At 64.9% G+C, this 18456-nt stretch carries 13 protein-coding genes; 9 read left to right on the top strand and 4 right to left on the bottom strand.

The window, feature by feature from the left end; genetic code table 11:
- Positions 1-73: 73 nt before the first annotated feature.
- Positions 74-1894 carry a calcineurin-like phosphoesterase C-terminal domain-containing protein gene (locus tag AC3A4M_RS04545; RefSeq protein WP_498734224.1) on the bottom strand — a complete coding sequence of 607 codons (1821 nt, stop codon included), beginning with the start codon at positions 1892-1894 and terminating at the stop codon, positions 74-76.
- Positions 1895-2120: 226 nt separating this feature from the next.
- On the opposite strand from AC3A4M_RS04545, the gene AC3A4M_RS04540 reads away from it, so the two are divergent.
- Positions 2121-2717: a hypothetical protein gene (locus AC3A4M_RS04540; RefSeq protein WP_498734223.1), complete on the top strand. Its 597-nt coding sequence runs from the start codon at positions 2121-2123 to the stop codon at positions 2715-2717.
- A 317-nt stretch (positions 2718-3034) separates the two neighbouring features.
- Here AC3A4M_RS04540 and AC3A4M_RS04535 read toward each other — a convergent pair whose 3' ends face one another.
- Positions 3035-4405, bottom strand: a complete 1371-nt coding sequence (locus tag AC3A4M_RS04535; protein WP_498734783.1) for a DUF6421 family protein — start codon at positions 4403-4405, stop codon at positions 3035-3037.
- A 292-nt stretch (positions 4406-4697) separates the two neighbouring features.
- Here AC3A4M_RS04535 and AC3A4M_RS04530 point away from each other — a divergent pair, with 292 nt between their 5' ends.
- The 5 genes from AC3A4M_RS04530 (at position 4698) to surE (ending at position 12763) form a co-directional block, all read left to right on the top strand.
- A complete protein-coding gene (locus AC3A4M_RS04530) occupies positions 4698-6200 on the top strand; it encodes an amino acid permease (protein ID WP_498734222.1) in 1503 nt (500 codons plus the stop codon).
- A gap of 231 nt (positions 6201-6431) precedes the next feature.
- Positions 6432-9299, top strand: coding sequence for a S8 family serine peptidase (locus AC3A4M_RS04525; protein WP_498734221.1), 2868 nt, complete (start codon positions 6432-6434; stop codon positions 9297-9299).
- An 894-nt stretch (positions 9300-10193) separates the two neighbouring features.
- Complete coding sequence (locus AC3A4M_RS04520; RefSeq protein ID WP_498734220.1) at positions 10194-10847, top strand: DUF2278 family protein; 654 nt, start codon at positions 10194-10196, stop codon at positions 10845-10847.
- 156 nt (positions 10848-11003) lie between these two features.
- On the top strand, positions 11004-11990 hold the full coding sequence (locus AC3A4M_RS04515) for a 1-phosphofructokinase family hexose kinase (protein ID WP_498734219.1): 987 nt from the start codon (positions 11004-11006) through the stop codon (positions 11988-11990).
- A complete protein-coding gene (surE, locus tag AC3A4M_RS04510; RefSeq protein WP_498734218.1) occupies positions 11987-12763 on the top strand; it encodes a 5'/3'-nucleotidase SurE in 777 nt (258 codons plus the stop codon). Before AC3A4M_RS04515 ends, surE begins: the two co-directional genes overlap by 4 nt.
- Before the next feature lie 66 nt (positions 12764-12829).
- Here the strand turns inward: surE and AC3A4M_RS04505 are convergent, their stop codons facing one another.
- A complete protein-coding gene (locus AC3A4M_RS04505; RefSeq protein WP_498734217.1) occupies positions 12830-13540 on the bottom strand; it encodes a TetR/AcrR family transcriptional regulator C-terminal domain-containing protein in 711 nt (236 codons plus the stop codon).
- 637 nt (positions 13541-14177) lie between these two features.
- Here AC3A4M_RS04505 and AC3A4M_RS04500 point away from each other — a divergent pair.
- The 3 genes from AC3A4M_RS04500 (at position 14178) to AC3A4M_RS04490 (ending at position 17552) form a co-directional block, all read left to right on the top strand.
- On the top strand, positions 14178-15563 hold the full coding sequence (locus AC3A4M_RS04500) for a GAF domain-containing serine/threonine-protein kinase (protein WP_498734216.1): 1386 nt from the start codon (positions 14178-14180) through the stop codon (positions 15561-15563).
- Between the two features lie 161 nt (positions 15564-15724).
- On the top strand, positions 15725-16624 hold the full coding sequence (locus AC3A4M_RS04495) for a diacylglycerol/lipid kinase family protein (RefSeq protein WP_498734215.1): 900 nt from the start codon (positions 15725-15727) through the stop codon (positions 16622-16624).
- Between the two features lie 196 nt (positions 16625-16820).
- Positions 16821-17552, top strand: coding sequence for an alpha/beta fold hydrolase (locus tag AC3A4M_RS04490; protein ID WP_498734214.1), 732 nt, complete (start codon positions 16821-16823; stop codon positions 17550-17552).
- Between the two features lie 65 nt (positions 17553-17617).
- Here the strand turns inward: AC3A4M_RS04490 and AC3A4M_RS04485 are convergent, their stop codons facing one another.
- Positions 17618-18349, bottom strand: coding sequence for a GAF and ANTAR domain-containing protein (locus tag AC3A4M_RS04485; RefSeq protein WP_498734213.1), 732 nt, complete (start codon positions 18347-18349; stop codon positions 17618-17620).
- Positions 18350-18456: the final 107 nt, after the last annotated feature.

Here is an 18456-nt window from a genome sequence, read left to right as displayed (position 1 = left end):
AATGGTGTGGCATGGGGCAGCAGCTGTCCGCCCAGCGGATTGGCTGGGCGGACAGCTGCGGTGCGGGGCAGTACTACTTGGTGACCTGGAAGGTCAGCGTTTCGGTGAACTCGCGGCCGTGGACGTCTGTCGCGGTGACCTCGGCGGTGTGCTCTCCGACGGCGAGGTCAGTGGGCAGTTCCAGCCGCCAGAGGTGCATCATGCGGTCGGCCAGGCTCCCGCCGTGGACCAGCTGCTCCTGGACGGCGGTCGGGTCGGACCACTCGGCGCCGACCAGCTGGCCTTCGCCCTGCATCTGCTGGGTGCGGACAGCCTCGGTGGTGTCGCCGCCGTCGATCTTCACGTCAACGGTGGAGCCGGTGCTGCCCATCCAGAAGTTAGTGGTCAGCCAGGTCTGGTTGGCCAGGTCTTCCTGCGAGACGGTCAGCGGGTCGGTGAACTCCGGAGCGGAGCCCTTGTTGTCCACGTTCTCGGCGTACCAGCCGCGGTAGCGCGGGGTGTTCAGGCCCAGCGCCATCTGCAGGGAATCGTCCTCGCCGCGGACGGTGAAGCGCTCCTTGACCTCGGTGTTTTTGATATCCAGGGTGAGCACGCCCGGCAGGCCGCCGTCGCGCTGGACGGCGAGGGGGTAGCCCTCGGGCAGCATGCGGCCGGAGTACCAGTCGCCGGAGATGGCGCCCGCGGTGATGTGTGTGAAGGGCAGACCGTCGACGCCGAAGACGTCGGACCAGCCGGCCAGCGAGTCGCCTTCGCGCAGGTTCTCGATGCTGTGCGTGTGCCCGCCCAGGGCAACCACTTCGCGGCCTTCGAGGATCTGGTAGATCTCCTTGACCTGGTCTACCTGGTGCTTGGAGCTGCCCTGGTCGGCGTAGTCCAGCAGCGGGATGTGCGCGGCCAGCACGATCAGCTTGTTCTCCGGCACCTGGGCGATGTCGTTGCGCAGCCACTCGAGCTGCCGCTCGTCCAGCGCACCGTTGTAGGGTGTGCCCGACTTGTACTCCACGGTGTTCAGCGCTACCACGTGGGTTTTGCCGGCGTCGTATGAGTAGTACTCCGGGCCGAGGTTGGCGCGGAACGAATCGAACGAGTGCTCGCTGCTGGCGGCGTCGAAGTCCAGGTCATGGTTGCCGGGCAGGAAGCGCGCCGGCCCGTTGAGCATGCTGGTCAGCTCGCGGGTCTGCGGGTACAGCCCGGGATCGTCGCCCACCACGTCGCCGATGAACAGGGCGCCGCAGCCGGCGTAGTCAGTGCGTTCGGCCAGGTCGGCGAAGGCTCCGGCGCGGGCGAACGGCACCTGTTCCTCCGTGTACGTCTGGATGTCCCCGCCGATCAGGCAGTGCTGCTCGGGCGACTGGGTCAGCGAGCTCTTGGCCAGCGGGAAGTTGACCGCGTCCGGCAGGGCGCCGGTGGGGGCGATGCCGCCGTGCTCCAGCTCCGGCGAGCCTTCGGGCAGGTGGTGGTAGTAGAACTGCGCCACGTTGTTCTCGTCCACCGGCACTTGGTAGCCGCGCGGCTGGGTGGCGAAGACGGTCATGTTCTCGAACGCCGGCAGCTCGTAGCGGCCCTGGCTGTCCGTAGTGACAACGTCGCGGCCGTTAGAGACGGTCACGCCGGCGAGGCCGCGCTCGCCGTCGTCCTGCACGGAGTTCTGGTTCTTGTCGTCGAAGACGCTGCCGTCAATGGTCTCCTGGTCGGCGTCCGGTCCTTCGACCACCTCGACGCTGCCGCGGTAGGCGCTCGCGGCCCAGCCGGTGTCGGCCGGGGCGCTTCCGGGTGCTGCGGTGGCCGTGGGGGAGAGCACGACACCGCCGAAAATCAGCGCCAGCGTGCCGGCGGTCAGGGCGAGGGGCCTGACAGAAGGTGACTTGGACGGGGTGGTAATGGGGTTCACCATGATCCTTCGGTCGAGTGATGTTGGCTAGCGGTTCTCGCTGCCAAAGGCACTGTTACAGGGTTTGGTGAACGTTTCACTACCGGCAGACCACAAGGATGGGAAGCAGACGTAGCGACTCGCCCAACCCCGGGTGAAGTCTCCAAGCGGCGCGTCAAACAACGACGGCGGGTGGGCACTCGCCTGGCCGCCCGTTCCCGGAACCGCGGGCCTGTGGAAAGCTGGTGGCATGAAGTCGCAGAAGAAGTCCAGGCGCAAGGTCCTTGCCGCCCTCCAGAGCGCCATGGATAAGAAGGCGTACGTTGATATTCGCCGGAAGATCAAAAACGCGGACGTCATCCACGGCTACGTCATACAGCTTTCCGACGACTGGATCCTCATCGCCGACACCCGTGACGGAGGCTACCTGGACGGCTTCACTGCCCTGCGCACCAAGGACATCACGAAGGTCAAAAAGGTTGACGGGTTCGAACCGGAGCTGCTGAAGAAGCTCAAGCAATGGCCGCCGGCCGCACCGGAGCAGCCCATCAGCCTCTCCAGTGCAGAGGCCATCATCCGCGCGGCGGGCGAGAGCCGGGAAGCCCTTACGATCCACCAGGAGAAAGACAAGCCCGATGCCTGCTTTATCGGCGCCCCGGTCGACTGGGGCAAAAATAGCGTCTGGCTGCTCGAACTCGACAGGCACGCCCGCTGGGATACAGAGATGACCAAGTACCGGCTCAAGGACATCACCCGCATCGACTTCGGCGGCGGTTACGAGGACGCCCTGCTGACCGTTTCAGGAGCCAAGCCCGATCGTAGTTCCGATGGACACGAAGGAAAGTGAGCGCGGCAACCCGATCCGTTCCTCAACCCGTTGTATGCCGGTCATTTGGCGCTTACCGTTGATTCCAACGGCAGGAGCTGGTTATGGAATTTTCCCTCTTCGTCATTGTCTTCGCACTCGCTTTCGCCCCTTTAGTGGTGCTGATCTGTGGGCCCGACATACGGCAAGGCAAACCCGTTGCGCGGCGCCACCGTGCCCCTTCAGGCGTGGCGGCTTCCCATCGGGCTAGGGGAAAAAGGATCGTTGACCCAGTACCCCGGTGAGTGGTGCAGGGATTACGACGGCGGGTGGGCACCCGCCGTCGTTGTTCGTGCGTTTCAGTCCTCCCGGGTGTCCGACGTGCCGGTGATCCCGGCGGTTGATTCGATCACCGCGCGCATCTTCTTTTCCAGCGCCTCGTAGAACATGGAGAGCGGGAACTCATCGTCGAGCACCTGGTCGGTCAGGCCGCGGGGCGGGCCGGCGAGCGGGAGGGCGGCAGGACCCTGCGCCCAGACGGACGCCGGGTGCGGCGTGACCGTCCCGCTGATCAGCTTGTAGGCGGCGAGCCAGTGGGCCGTTTTCGGTCGGTCGATGGAGCGCCAGTAGAGCTCTTCGATCCGTATGCCCAGTTCAATCACGACGTCGGGAACGTCGGCCCAGTCGATGGAGAGCTTGCCGTCCGTCCAGTGGAGAACCTTGTGCTGGTGCAGCCAGGCGAAGAGCAGTTGCCCGCCCAGCCCGTCGTAGTTGCGGGTGCGGCTGCCGGTGATCGCGAACCGGAAGATGCGGTCGAAGACGACCGCGTACTGGACGAGTTTGGCGTGCGAGCGGGCCTCGGGGGAGGACTCTTCGTCCCGCTCGATCAGGACGGATTCGCGGAAGGCGGTCAGGTCACAGCGCAGCTCCTCCAACGTGTAGAGGAAGAAGGGCATGCGCTGCTTGATCATGAAGGGATCGAACGGCAGGTCCCCGCGCATGTGCGTCCGGTCGTGGATCAGGTCCCACATCACGAAGGTTTCTTCGGCCAGGCGCTGGTCCTGCAACAGCTCCTGCGCCTCGGCGGGAAGCTCGAGGGACGTGATCTCGCTGGCGGCCCGCACCACCCGGCGGAACCGGGCTGCCTCGCGGTCGGCGAAGATGCCGCCCCAGCTGAACTGCGGGGTGCTCCGGACGGCAACGCTTTCGGGGAAGAGCACCGCCGAGTTCGTGTTGTACCCGGGGGTGAAGTCGAGGAAGCGGATGGGGACGAAGAGCTTGTTGGAGTAACTGCCGGCCTCCAGTTCGCCGACGAAGTCGGGCCAAAGCACTTCCACCAGCACGGCTTCCATGAACCGGTTGCTGCTGCCGTTCTGGGTGTACATGGGAAAGACGACGAGGTGCTTGAGCCCGTCCACACGGTGCTGCTGGGGTTGGAAGGCAACCAGGGAGTCGAGGAAGTCCGGAACCTGGAAGTCCGAGGCGGCCCACTTTTCCAGATCGGCCCGCAGGAGTGAAAGGTACTCGGTGTCATGCGGGAAGTAGCCGGCGAGCTCGCCGACCGAGTTCGCGATGACCTCGACGGCGTTACTAGCCTGGCCGTGGTGCGCCGGGTCGGGGACGGAACCGTCCTGCGCCTGCAGAAGCTGCAGCTCCGTCGCTGCCTGCTTCAGGGCGATCCAAGCAGGATGCCCGGTCAATTCGCGATCCGACACCGCCGGGTATTCGATGCGCTCAAGGGTGGTTTCCACAAAACGTCCTTTCAACTGGGAATTCGTCAACTGGAATTCGGCTCGAACGCTAGCAGAGGTCCAAGAGGTATTTACCCTCACTAGGTTCTTGCGTTAGTAAGTCTTATGCTCATGCCAGCTTTCTCCACTCCTTCCATAAGGGTTTTTCCGATTGGCCAGCAACAATTCCCGAACTCCGGTGGCGTGTGGTTATTCGTGTTAGCTTGATCACTGTTTTCCGGCGGGCCCACCGGATCACCCCACCACTCGCTGCTACTTTCCCGGAGGCACCATGGGACCTAGTTCCCCCTCGCATACCGACGTTCCAGCCGACACATCCGGTTCGCCCTCGCCGACCCCAGACCCACTATCTGCGCCGAATCCGCCCGAGTCCGGGCTGCGCCGGTCGATGGAGGCCCGCCATCTGGTCATGATCGCGATGGGCGGGGTCATCGGGTCAGGATTGTTCCTGAGCTCGGGCTATACCATCGCGCAGGCGGGACCGCTCGGGGCCGTCCTTGCCTATCTGGTGGGCGCCGTCGTCGTCTATCTGGTGATGGCCTGCCTGGGCGAGCTCGCGGTGATCTATCCGGTCTCCGGCGCCTTCCACATCTACGCTGCCCGCGCCATCGGTCCGGCCACCGGCTTTGCCACGGCCTGGCTCTATTGGCTGTGCTGGGCCGTGGCGCTCGGCTCGGAGTTCACGGCCGCCGGCCTGCTGATGCAGCGCTGGTTCCCGGACGTGGATGTCTGGATCTGGTGCCTGGTCTTCGCCGCCGTGCTGTTCACCCTCAACGCGATCTCGTCGCGGGTCTTCGGCGAATCCGAGTTCTGGTTCGCGCTGATCAAGGTCAGCGCGGTTATCGGGCTGATCGTGCTGGGCGGGGCCGCGCTGTTCGGGTTCCACCCGCTGGCCGAAGGCAACTATCCGTTCCTGGCGGAGAACTTCAACACGGCCGAAGGGCTCTTTCCCAACGGCTTCACGGGCGTGCTGGTGACGTGCCTGGTGGTGTTCTATGCCTTTTCCGGCTCCGAACTCATCGGCGTCGCGGCCGGGGAGACGGCCGACCCGGGAACCAACATTCCCAAAGCCATGCGAACCACCGTCATCCGCCTGGCCGTGTTCTTTGTCGGCGCGATCATCGTGGTCGCGGCGACCATCCCGTACGACCAGGTGACGCTGAACGAAAGCCCGTTTGTGACGGTCTTCGCCACAATCGGCATTCCGTACGCCGCGGATCTGATGAATTTTGTCATCATCACCGCCCTGCTGTCCGCGGGAAACTGCGGGCTCTTCTCCTGCGCCCGCATGCTCTTTTCGCTCTCCGACGAAGGCCATGCGCCCAAGGCGTTCAAGAAACTGACCAAGCGCGGGATCCCGCTGGTAGCCCTCTGCGTGAGCATGCTGGGCGGGCTTGCCTCCCTGGTCAGCGGTTTCGTGGCACCCTCCACGGTCTTCCTGGTGCTGGTCTCGATAGCCGGCTTCGCGACCGTGGGGGTCTGGATGTCCATCACTGCAGCGCACTTCTTCAACCGGCGGGCGTTCATCAGGAACGGCGGCGATGTGGGCACGTTGGCGTACCGGGCACCGCTGTTCCCGCTGGTGCCGATCCTGGCCTTCAGCCTCTGCGTCGTCTCCCTGATCGGCCTCGCGTTTGACCCCAACCAAGTCAGCGCGCTCTACTTCGGCATCCCGTTTGTATGCGCCTGCTATGCCTTCTTCTACCTGAAGTACGGCCGGCGGAAGGCCGGACAACCCCTGCACAGGGAGCTGGCAGAGGCGCGGGATTCCTGATCCAGCACTGACGTCTTGAAGAAGTTCATTGTTTTGATTACGACGGCGGGTGCCCGGCTAGCGGAAGCCGGGCACCCGACGTCGTAATCTCGGTCCCCATTATTTGGCTCCTCCATGGTGCGAAGCCGGGGATAAAACGTACAATCAATACCGGAAGTGTTCGCGGCGCTTCCGTTTTGAAGTGCTTTTTTTGCGCCGTCTCCCCAGCGGTGCACCATTGACAGGATGCCTATGTCTCAGCTCCGTCCCCGCCGGCTCACTTCTGGAACCGCCTCGTTCTGCGCAGCGGCGCTGCTGGGCAGCCTGCTGTTTCCCGCCGTGGCGGCCGCCGCCGAAAAACCGGCCCCGGCCGCCGAAGAGCCGCGAGCCGCAGCTGAAAAACTGCTCCCCGGCGACGGCGAAGAACCCCTTCCGGTAGCGCCGGAAGCCGGTCTCGAGCGGGAAGATGTGCCGGCGTCGGGCCGGTATGTGGTGAAGTTCAAGGAGAAGGCCGGGCGCAGTTCCGCCGGCCGCGCCCATGCCTACGGGAAGACGGCCAAAGACCTGGGCATCTCCGTCAAGGAGGTCCGGACCACCGCCACCGGAGCGCAGGTGATCGAAACCGCCGCCACGCTTGACTCCACCGCAACCGAGGACCTCGTGGCCGGGCTGGAGGCCAATCCCGACGTTGACTACGTGGAGCCGGATCCGCTGCTGCAGCCGGCAGCGGCGGCGCCTAATGACCCGCTGTATGAACTGCAATGGAACTTCTGGGAAGAACGGGCCGGGCTGCGCGTGCCCGGCGCGTGGGATGCCGGCCGCGGCGAGGGCGCCGTGGTCGCCGTCGTCGATACCGGCATTACCAACCACAGCGATCTCAACGCCAACATGCTGCCGGGCTACGACATGATCTCCGATCCCGCTATGTCCCGCGATGGAAACGGCCGCGACCCCGACGCGCGTGACGCGGGGGACTGGTACGGTGCCTACGAATGCGGCTCCAACACCGGCAGCGCTGGCTCGTCCTGGCATGGCACACACGTGGCCGGAATCGTGGGCGCGGTAACCGGCAACGGCAAGGGCGTGGCCGGCGTGGCCCCCGGCGCCAAGGTCCTCCCGGTCCGAGCGCTCGGTGCATGCGGCGGCTACATGTCCGACATCGCCGACGGCATCATCTGGGCAGCCGGCGGCACGGTGCCCGGCGTGCCGGCCAACCCGACTCCGGCGGACGTGGTCAACATGTCCCTGGGCGGCAGCGGAATCTGCTCCAACACCTCGCAGGCCGCGATCGACTACGCCTACAACGCCGGAGCCGCCGTGGTGGTCGCCGCCGGCAACGAGAACCGGGACGCCCTGAACGCGACCCCGGCGAACTGCGAGCATGTCATCACCGTGGCCGCCAGCGGCCGCGAGGGCAACCGCGCCGCATACTCGAACTACGGTTCCGTGGTGGACGTGACCGCTCCGGGCGGGGACATGAGCACCGCCAACAGCAGCGGCATCGCCTCCACACTGAACGACGGCGCCACGACGCCCGGCACCGAATCGTACTACTACTCGCAGGGCACCTCGATGGCGGCACCGCATGTGGCCGGGGTGGCTGCGCTGATGATCGCCGGCTCCGGCGGAACCATGACGCCGGCCGCCGTGGAGCAGCGGCTCAAGGACACCGCACGGCCGCTGCCGGGTGCTTGCACGCAGGGTTGCGGTGCGGGGCTGGTGGATGCAGCCGCCGCGGTGGGGTCCGCCCCGTCGCCGACCCCGGAGCCGCCCGTCGTCGAGGTGGTGCCGAAAAACGTGGTCTTCACCGACAAGGACGGCACCGCCGCCGATACCTACACGGTTCCGTCGGTCGAGGGGGTCCGCTACCAGGCCAACGGCAAGACGGTCGCTGCCGGCAGCCACCAGGGTTCGGGCACAGTAATGGTCACCGCGGCGGCGCAGCCGGGGTACACCCTGCGGGAAGGCTCCACCACGGAATGGTCCCATTCCTTCAGCGCGTCTGCCATCCAGGTGGACACCGCCGCACCGGCACTGGCCGGCTCCACCGTGACGCCGGAAACGCTGAACCTCGCGGACGGTACGGACACGGTCACCGTGAAGGTCCAGGTGACGGACGCAACCGGTGCAGTGCCGCCGTCGGTCCAACTGGAGCACCAGGGGACCGGTGAAACCGTGGGCTTCGGCGAGATGGGGCTGGTCGCCGGCGACGTCAAGAACGGCACCTGGGAGCGGGCCATGACGCTTCCCGAGGGAGCGGCTGCCGGCACGTGGGACGTGACGCTGTATCCGCTGCGGGACACCTTGGGCAACTCGTCCGGGGACTTCCGGAACCTGGGCAGCGTAGAGGTCACGGCCGACGCCGCGCCGGAGGCGAGCCCCTCGATCACGTCGCAGGGCGAGATCGTGGCCTTCGATTCCTACGGCAGGCTCTGGAACTACGGACACAGCGGAACCGGCTCCACCCGGGTCATGATCGGTGCGTCCGGCTGGACAACCATGGACGAGATCCACACGGTGGACTGGAATGCCGACGGTTACATCGACATCATCGCCCAGTCCAAGTCCGGCAGGCTTAACTACTACCAGGCCAAGCGCGACGGCGGCTTTACCCGCCACACCATCGGCAGCAGCGGCTGGGCGCCCTACGACCTGACCGTCACCAAGTGGCGGACCGGCGATAAGTACCCGGTGGTGATCGCCAAGAACAGCTCCACCGGAAAGCTCTACGTATACCCCAACGACTCCGGCACCTGGCTTTCCCCGCGGTACGTGCTGGGCAGCAGCGGCTGGAGCGACTACACACTGACCGCGATGGACTGGGACCGGGACGGGCAGAAGGACGTCGTCGCCAAAACCCCGGCCGGGCAGCTCAAGCTCTACCGCGGCAACGGCTCCGGAAAGTTCGTCAGCGAGACCCGCCAGATTGTGGGCAGCTCCGGCTGGAACTCGATGAGCAACATCGTCACCTCCAACGGCTACGCCGGGGAGGGGACCGCCGGGCTGATCGCCAGGGGCAGCGACGGCAGGCTCTGGTACTACCAGGCCAACAAGGGCAGCTGGGCCGAGCGGGACCTCATCGGTACCGGCTGGTCGAGCTACACCGTGGCCGCGCAGTAGAACCGAAGGACGACGGCGGCTCCCCGCGACACGAAAGGCTAACGTTTAATCCCGCATCTTTCGCGCGGGTATGACGATGCTGTAGTTTATTGTCAGCGGTGAAGGAAAATGTTGGTGCAGCTTCCTTCATCTGCCGGCGCAGTTGGGGCGTTGGGGAACGATACTTCCTGTTGGGGAACACTTTTTTCCTTGCGTGCCCTAGTGCGTTTAGTACTGGGATGCTCTCAGTTCTGTAACTGCCGGGCACGTGCTTCACTTGATCCCCCGAAATCGGGTCAGCGCGTGCCCGGCTCAGCAGACTGTTGTGGTCCCGTTTGGAAATACGCGATAGACAGTTGGGGAACTGCATGAATCTACGACGTTTGCGGCGCAAATGGCGCCGTATGAAACCCGAAGCGCAGCGCGGCATTGCGAACGCAACAGTAGCGGTCCTGGGCGTGATGGTCCTGGCCGCCGGAGTCTACTCCATCACCCTGTAACCGCACAGCACGCCCGTTCGTTCAGCACGGGGTCGGGGCCCCGAGGGGCAAGGACGAGCCGGCTATCCTCTTCGCCACTGACAGCCAATACGGTCAGGTCCGTCCAGTAAGAGGAACTGAGACCGCTGCTCCACGCCTCCACGCTGACGAACAGGCGAGGCAACGTACAGCTGTGTTCCGGATCGGGTGTGGTGGACTCCTTGGCCATCACCCTTTCCGTCGACAGCACCGGTCCCGTACAGCCCACCACCGTCGGAGTGAACCTGCGGCCCTAAGCCGACCACCCGCCGTCGTGCTTTGACTGTTTTTCCTGCTCAGGGGCACGGTCCAGTGTGGGATAGGTTCTGGCGGGAGGCCGGGATCCGTGCCTAGGATGTGAGGAACAGCCCAGCATCGGGCAGGTGAGGTGGTTCCTATGGCACTGAATCATGGGTACGGGGTGGTCGCGGGAGTCAAGGAGGACTACTTCCGGGATCCACCGAACGACTACGGGCAGTACTTTCACGGGAACCTGCGGCTGCGCACGCCGGCGGGTGTCTACCAGTGTGCGATCGACGTCGATAGCAAGGCCGTGCCGAACGGCGTGCAGTGGCGGGTCATCGAGTTGCGGCCCTCAATGCTCCAGGGCGTGGACAAACTCGACGACGGCTGGCATCCGCTGGAGTCCACACCGGATTCCGGTGCGCTGGACTTCATCCGCAATAAGGATCTGAGCTGGCGGCACCATCTGGGGTGCATTCCGGGCCTGCTGGCTGCGGTGTTCCGGGTGCATTTCCCCGTGCGGTGGAAGTCGGGCGTGAGTACCGAGGCGCTCGCCGACCTCGAGCCGCTGCTTGAGGTTTCGCAGCGGATCTGGGTGTTCGGCGAACCGTTCGAGGACGGGCTTGGCATGCACAACATCCACCAGAACCAGGGCGATCCGCTCGATTCGCAGTGGTCGGCGGAAAACGGGATCTGGCAGGACGGTGCCACCCTGGTGCAGCGGCAGGACGGCTCGTTTGCGATGTTCTGCAACAAGTTCGTCACCCAGTCGGTCCGGACGGACGAGCACGGGAAGCCGCGGAAATAGCGAACCCCATTGTCCGGTCCTTGAAGCGGGGTTAGTGTCGGAAGCAGGATCCATTCCATCCGAGACCGCAATCAATATCGGGCGGGGGCGCAGTTGCGCGGCTGCCCGAGGCAAGGAGGCTGGCATGGCTGAACGCCGGATTGAGAGGAGCCTGCGATGGGTTCCGTAGTGATATTTGCTCCGTCGCCGGTGCTGACCGTGACCGTGGAGGACGTGGAAGGGACCGCTGACATCCACCTCCACGCCGGCGGCCAGGGCGTGTGGCAGGCCAGGATGCTCACCGCCCTGGGGGCTTCGGTCACGATGTGCGGGGTGTTTTCCGGGGAGACCGGCCGCATTGTGCGCCATCTGATCGCCGACGAAGGCGTCCATGTCCTCTCGATCGAGGGCCAGGGCAACGGCGGCGCCTACATCCACGACCGTCGGAACGGTGGCCGGAAGGTCATCGCCGAATCTCCGGGTGACAAGCTCTCCCGCCACGAGCTCGACGAGCTGTACGGCCTGACCCTCAAGGCGGGAATGGACGCCGGAACGGTGATCCTCAGCGGCGCCGCCCGGGAAGACGCGGTACCGGCCGATGTGTACCGGCGGCTGGCGGCGGACCTCGGTACCGCGGGCTGCCGGGTCATTACCGACCTGACGGGCGAGCGGCTGGCCGCATCATTGGCCGGCGGCCTGGCCGTGGTTAAGATCGCCGACGACGAGCTCGTGGAGTCCGGCCGCGCCGCCAGCTCCAGCCCCGCCGACATTGTCGAGGCGATGCGCAAGCTGAACGAGGAAGGGGCGGAAACGGTGATTGTCACCCGCGCCCACCTGCCGTCCCTGCTGCTGGAAGAGGGCGAGGTCAGCGAGATACACATGCCGGAGATGCAGAGTGTGGACACCAGCGGAGCCGGGGATTCGCTGACTGCCGGCGTCGCGGCAACGCTGTCCGACGGCGGCTCCATGCATGAAGCTGTGGTGCTGGGAACTGCTGCGGGCGCGCTGAACGTGACCCGGCACGGCTTGGGCACCGGCGAGGCCGCGGCGATCCACAAGCTGAGCAGCCTGGTGAAGGTGGCTCCCTTCGAGGGCGAGGCCGAAGCAGACCAGTCGCAGCAAATTAGTCCGGACGAGCTCGCGCAGAAGATACGGAAACAATGAACAAGCCGAAAATGGTCCTGATCACGAACGACGACGGCATCGACTCCCCGGGGCTGCATGCTTTGGCTGCCGGTGCGGTGGAGGCCGGGCTCAACGTCACGGTTGCCGCACCGGTGGTGGAAGCCAGCGGTAGCAGCGCCTCCATCACCGCCCGGGAGGACGAGGGCCGCATCCGCATCGAGGAGCGGAATCTGGAAGGCCTAGACGGTGTTCCGGCGTTCGCGGTGCACGGCGCGCCGGGCTTCATCGCCATGATTGCTACCCATGGTGCCTTCGGCGACCCGCCCGACGTCGTACTTTCCGGAGTGAACCGCGGCGCGAATGTCGGACGCGTGATCCTGCACTCCGGCACGGTCGGTGCAGCGCTGACCGCGGGCATCAACGGCGGCCACGGGATGGCAGTGTCGTTGGATACCGGCATGCATCCCGCGCACCTGTACTGGGACAACGCCGCGCGGCTGGCGACCGGGCTGCTGCCGTTCCTGCTGGAGCAGGAGGCCGGCACGGTGCTGAACCTCAATGTGCCCAACACGGACTCGCCTGAACTGCCCGAATACCGTACGGCCACGCTTGCCGAATTCGGTATCGTCCAGACCACCATGGCCGAACGCGGGCAGCAGCATCTTCGCCTGGCCATTGCGGACAGCAAGGAGGAGGCGCCGCCGGAGAGCGACTTCGCGCTGCTGGCAGCCGGCTTCGCCACCGTGACCAGCATCCAGCCGGTGACCGAAAACAAGCTTCCGGATCTGGAGCGGAGCCTGCCGCGCACGTAACCCGGAAGGAGAAAGCCTAGCCGAACAACGCGTTGAGGAATCCGCTTCGCAGACGGGACGGAATTCCTACGTGACTGTTCGTGGACGGGACGTGAGCCGGGCTGCGAGGCCTGAGAGCAGGACGCTGAGTCCCTCATCGAGTTCGGCGGCACCGTCGTAATCTGCCAGGGCGGATGCCAGGGCGCGCAAGTGCGGGAATTGCTTTGCGGGTAAGCGGTGCAGGCCGAGGCGGAGCAGGGCTTCGTTTTCTTCGGGGTCCACGATGAATTCCTGCAGTTCGTTGAGGATGTGGCCGTACAGGAAGCCGTAGTAGGCCCGGTAGACGTGCAGGGAGTCCTCTGCACCGAATCCGGCTTCGGCCAGCAGTGACAGGATCTGCTCCAGGGGGCGGAGTGTGCCCAGGGGTCGTAATCCCAGCGGAGTGGACAGGGGACGCGTTACCAGCAGGGGAACGACGTTGGGGTGCCGGAGCGCCAGCAACCGCAGTTCATGGGCAATCCGACGCAGCTGCCCCTGCCAGTCCTGGTCGTCCGGGACGATGGCGAGCTCGTTCAGGACCAGTTCCGTTACGCCGTCCAGCAGTGCTGCACGGTTGTCGGCGTAGCGGTACAGGCTCATCGGGTCCCTGCCCAGTTCCTGCCCGAGCCGGCGCATCGTCAGGGCTTCCAGACCTTCCGCATCCACGAGTTCCAGTGCGGCCGAAAGCACCGCCTCGCGGGTCAGCCTCGCCCTGCCGTGGGGGACATGGTCCGGCCGGGAATCGTTTGAGGGGGACATCGTTTCCATCCTGATGGGAGCGGCAGCGGAACGTGGGCCGCTTTTCAGTCCGCCGGGCTTGCATTACCCGTAGTCTACGCCTAAAGTCTACAGTGTAGGGGCGTCGCTTCGACTTCGTCCTATCGGCCGCCACCCGAGTCAGGGACGGCGGCTGCTTCGGTGCTTGGTGCGCGGTTCCGAAGTCATTTGCTGCTGTAGCGAAACGGCGGCACCAAGGCACCCAGAGGAAAAGAGCCACCATGGCACACTCCCACTTCGAGCGATTCCTGCAGGAAGCTACCGCCCCTGACCTTGAATCGGACTGCACACTTGCCCCCGATCCTTTGTACGGTCTTTACGTCAGCTGGTGCGAAGTCACTCGGACTCCGCGGCGGCCGGAGAAGACCTTCCGGGCTGCCATGAGGAGCCGCGTCGGTGCCGGGCCCAACGGCCTGTGTATGAAAGGTCCGGCCGCGGCTGATTACTTCCTGGCCAGCTACCCAAGACTGACCTGAACCCGGTTCACGGCACCGCGCCGCGAGGATCCCGGCACGGCAAATCCGCCACTGGTAGTAAATGACTTGGTTCTGCCGACTTGCGTTCATCCCGCTTCGGGACTGCGTTCAGCGTCCAAGGCCACTGACTTGAGGGAAATCTGATGTTGGGCATGATTGAAAGAGGGCACCTGCTCAACGGGCGGTACCAGGTCGAGGAGCTCGTCGGCCGCGGGGGTCAATCCAGCGTATACCGGGCAGTCGATCAACTGCTGGAACGGGACGTCGCGGTCAAGGTATTCCATGGGGGCCGGCACGGCAACGCCACGCACGCCCGCCGGCAGGAATCCGAACTGCGGATTCTGGCCGGGATGAGCCACCATGCGCTTGTCACGTTGTTCGATGCCGACGTAGACCCCGCGAACGCATCCGTCTCCTATCTGGTCATGGAGCTTGTGCGCGGCCCGGATCTTCGCCGGCGCCGCGCACAGTCACCGATCTCAGCTGCGCATGTGGCCCTGATTGGCCACGATCTTGCTGACGGCCTGGCCTATATGCACCATCACGGCATCGTCCACCGGGACGTCAAACCGGCCAACGTTCTCCTAGTCGACTACAACCACCAGAATCCGAGGCCGCGTGCCAAGCTGAGTGATTTCGGCGTCGCCATGATCCTGGAAGACGACGGGCGCGACGACGGGATCGCCTCGGGAACGCCGCACTACCTGAGTCCGGAGCAGGCTGCCGGGGAACCTGTAGGCCCGTCCTGCGACGTGTACTCACTCGGACTGGTCCTGCTCGAGGCACTGACCGGCGAGGTGGCCTTTCCAGGTGCCCCGATCCAGTCGGCACTGGCCCGGTTGCTGCATCCTCCGCAGATCCCGGCCGGCCTTGCGCCCCGATGGGCCGGACTGCTGACCTCCATGCTCTCTCGCGACCCCTCCTCCCGGCCGTCAGCCCTGGAGGTCTCCCTGGCGCTGCGGCAGGAAATTTCCCGGGGCGCAGGGAGGCGCAGGGTTGACTCCTCCCCGTGGAATGATGAGGAGTCCAGGATGCAGGCGGTGCACCGGTACAGGATTCTGGACACTCTTCCCGACGGCATGTTCGACCGGGTGACTGCGATCGCGGCACGGGTATTCTCCGTGCCCGTCGCGATTGTGAGCATAGTGGACCATGACCGCATCTGGTTCAAAACCCACTACGGCACGGAGGTCGAACAAATCGGCAGGGATCCGGGCCTGTGTGCCTCAGCCATTCTTCAAGACGGCCCATGGATCATCCCGGACGCAACCACCGATCCAAGGACCCTAACCAATCCCTTGGTGGCAGGGGAATTCGGGTTGCAGTTCTATGCCGGCGTCCCGTTGCGCACACCCGACGGCTACAACCTCGGAACCCTCTGCGTGATCGACCGCGAACCGCGGGAATTCACCGACGATGACGCCCGGACACTGGAAGACCTGGCCGCGATCGTGATGAATGATCTGGAGCTGCGGCTGCAGACAAGGCAGAGCATTGCCGCGGGCCAACCGGTACCAGTCATGGCCTAGCCAGACGCGTCCGGGATAGGGGACAGCAGCGCAAGCGTTCCGGCAGGCTGCCAGTACGCGTAGCGCCGTGGATTTGGAAACCCGCAGAATCAGCGGGCACACAGTTTTTCCGATAGAGGAGGGGTCCGGCATGGTTCCCGACTCAAGTACTTGGAGTGGTCATGGATTTGGCGCGGACTTTTGAATCGATCGTCATCATTTTTAATCCCAACAGCACCGGTGACGCGCCCAAACTGGCGGGGCAGCTCCGCGACCGGTTGGGTGAACTGCTGACCTACACACCGGAAATCGTGCTGCAGCCGACCGGGCACGCCGGGCACGCCGTCACGTTGGCCCGCGACGCCGCCGCCGGAGGAGGAAATGTCCTGATCGTGTCCGTCAGCGGCGACGGCGGGTACAACGAAGCGGTCAACGGGGTCATGCAGGCCGGCAACCCCAACGCGGTGTGTGCTGTCATGGCCGCCGGAAACGCCAACGACCACCGCAGGACTACGGGCACCATGCCGCTGGCAGAAGCCATCGTCCAAGGTGGGGTACGCCATATCGACCTGCTACGGATGCACACTGGCCGGGGACCGGACACCCCTGCTGAATATGCGCACTCCTACATCGGATTCGGCCTGACACCGGTGATGGCCATCGATCTGGAAAAGGGCAGCAAAGGGGCCCTCAAAGAAATGGTCTCCGTGGTGCGCACGTTTTCAAAGTTTCAGCCCTTCGAAATACGCCAAACGGACCGCAAGCGCCGGAAGTTCGACAGCATCGTCTTCGCCAACATTGCCGAAATGGCGAAGTACGCGACGCTCAGTGAGGCCGACGACAAGCTCTCGGACGGAAAGTTCGAAGTAGTCATCTTCCCGCACCTGCCCAAGTGGCGGGTCCTGCTGACGGCCCTGCGCGCCACCACCCAAGGCCTCGGAGACCAGCCTAGCGTGAGCAGTTACGAGTTCACCACACTGAAGCCCCTGCCGTACCAGATCGACGGCGAAGTGAAGTCCGTTGACGCCGGAACTTTCGTCAAGGTCGAGTGCGCACCGTCCGCCCTGCCCATTCTCGGGTGAGCGCATTGCAGGAAAGGAAAGATCAAGGCCCCGACCGCTGGCCACGGACTGAACCCTACGCGACGGCACCTTCGCAGGGTTCACGAAAGGTAGACCGATGCAGCGCACTGCTCAGATAAGCAAGGCGGCCTTGGCCGGAGTTGCACGGACGCGCCAAACCCGCGTGGGGCCGCATGATGCGCTCACGGCAAGGATCGTGACCACAGGTTCCCTGGACGCCCACGTGTATTCTTTGGCCGGCCCTCACACGACGTCGGTTACCGCGGTTTTCGTGCTGCTGCATGGTATCGGCATGTCCCGCCGCTACTACCGCAGACTGCAGCAGATCCTAGCGGGGCACGGGGACGTCCATTCCTTCGACCTGCCGGGATTCGGCGCAGCCGCCAAACCGGACCGGCAGATTTCAGTGGCTGAGTATGCCGCGGTCATAGCCGGCACGCTCGATGAGCTGGGCACCGGACCCGTCGTGGTGATCGGGCATTCCATGGGCACGCAGTTCGCCACCGAACTTGCCCTTTTGCGCCCTGACTTAGTCTCGCACGTTGTGCTGATCGGCCCCGTTGTTGATTCAGCGCGCCGGAATGTCCTGATCCAGGCCCTCCTGCTGGGGGCCAACTCGCTCAGGGAAAGCCCGGCGGGCAACGCCATAGTGTTTACCGACTACCTGCGCTCCGGCATACGCTGGTATCTGACCGAACTGCCGGTAATGATGTCCTACGATTTGGAAAAGCGAGTGAGCCGGATCGCCCAGCCCGTACTGGTAGTCCGGGGCTCCCGCGATCCCGTGGCGCCCCGGTCCTGGTGCCAAAACCTGACCGCCATCGCGGCGCGCGGCCGCTTCCTGGAAATACCGGGCAAACCGCACATCGTCCACTACGGTGCAGCCGCTGGGACAGCAGCCGCCATACTGGCCTTCGCCCGAGCTTAGATCCGGGCCAAAGCCTTTGCCCCTGGTCGTCGCGCACGGCGGGACGAGTGACAGCGGAGTCCGGCTTAGTCCTCGAAAAAGGTCTCCGCCGGTCCTTGGCCGATGGAGGACACGATTCCCGCTGCAACTTCGCGGAGCTTGACGTTCCGGCTGCTGGAGGCGTTCTTCAGGATGCTGAAGGCCTCGTCCTGGCTGCAGCGGTTCTGGCCCATGATGATACCGACGGCCAGATCGATAGTGGTCCGCGAGTCCATTGCCCGCTTCAGGTGGTCAGCAGTTTCGGACCTGTGGGCCAGACGCAGAGCCAGCTGCAGCGACCGCGACGCCTGGGCGGCATAGCCTTCGGCGATACGCACGGCGTCCGCTCCGAAGGTGTCCGGTTCCCGCGCATAGAAGTTCAACGCGGCACCGCCGCTTTGACCCAGGATCAGCGGCACTCCCATCATGGAGTAGAAGCCGAATTCGGCAACGGCGGCGAAGTAGTCCGGCCACCGGTTATCCGTGCGCACATCGGCTATGACCGTTGTTTGCTCGGTGGCAATGGCGTGCAGACATGGCCCGTCGCCAAAACCGTACTGGACCTCGTCCAGTAGCTTGGCCTGCGCGCTGCTGCTGGCTACCGTGAGTGCCCGCTTGTCCCGCTTGAGAGTCACTCCGCAGTGCACCTCGACGCCCCCGCCAAGGATGTCGGAGGAAAAGACGGCCAGATCCTCGAGGAAGTCGTCAACATCCTCGCTGCTGAGGATCAGGTCCTGGAGCTGTTCCGCGACGGGGGTCTCCGCGTAGTTCTTGGTCATCGCTCAAGTCTAAAGTGCGTGGGCCTGAAAAGAACGGGCCTTTTGTGCCGGGGTCGGCTCGGTCGCCGCGGGGTTCTCCGCGTTCCTCGCCCTGTCGGGGCCATGGA

It is taken from the genome of Arthrobacter sp. Soil_C_60, assembly GCF_057656375.1.
Note: the sequence above shows the minus strand (reverse complement) of the source record. Positions and strands in the feature narration are given on the sequence as shown.

What these genes read in the sequence shown, in the direction of transcription:
- AC3A4M_RS04545 (WP_498734224.1), bottom strand. Translation starts at nt 1,894, where the DNA reads ATGGTGAACCCCATTACCACCCCGTCCAAGTCACCTTCTGTCAGGCCC.
- AC3A4M_RS04540 (WP_498734223.1), top strand. Translation starts at nt 2,121, where the DNA reads ATGAAGTCGCAGAAGAAGTCCAGGCGCAAGGTCCTTGCCGCCCTCCAG.
- AC3A4M_RS04530 (WP_498734222.1), top strand. Translation starts at nt 4,698, where the DNA reads ATGGGACCTAGTTCCCCCTCGCATACCGACGTTCCAGCCGACACATCC.
- AC3A4M_RS04525 (WP_498734221.1), top strand. Translation starts at nt 6,432, where the DNA reads ATGTCTCAGCTCCGTCCCCGCCGGCTCACTTCTGGAACCGCCTCGTTC.
- AC3A4M_RS04520 (WP_498734220.1), top strand. Translation starts at nt 10,194, where the DNA reads ATGGCACTGAATCATGGGTACGGGGTGGTCGCGGGAGTCAAGGAGGAC.
- AC3A4M_RS04515 (WP_498734219.1), top strand. Translation starts at nt 11,004, where the DNA reads ATGGGTTCCGTAGTGATATTTGCTCCGTCGCCGGTGCTGACCGTGACC.
- surE (WP_498734218.1), top strand. Translation starts at nt 11,987, where the DNA reads ATGAACAAGCCGAAAATGGTCCTGATCACGAACGACGACGGCATCGAC.
- AC3A4M_RS04505 (WP_498734217.1), bottom strand. Translation starts at nt 13,540, where the DNA reads ATGTCCCCCTCAAACGATTCCCGGCCGGACCATGTCCCCCACGGCAGG.
- AC3A4M_RS04500 (WP_498734216.1), top strand. Translation starts at nt 14,178, where the DNA reads ATGTTGGGCATGATTGAAAGAGGGCACCTGCTCAACGGGCGGTACCAG.
- AC3A4M_RS04495 (WP_498734215.1), top strand. Translation starts at nt 15,725, where the DNA reads ATGGATTTGGCGCGGACTTTTGAATCGATCGTCATCATTTTTAATCCC.
- AC3A4M_RS04485 (WP_498734213.1), bottom strand. Translation starts at nt 18,349, where the DNA reads ATGACCAAGAACTACGCGGAGACCCCCGTCGCGGAACAGCTCCAGGAC.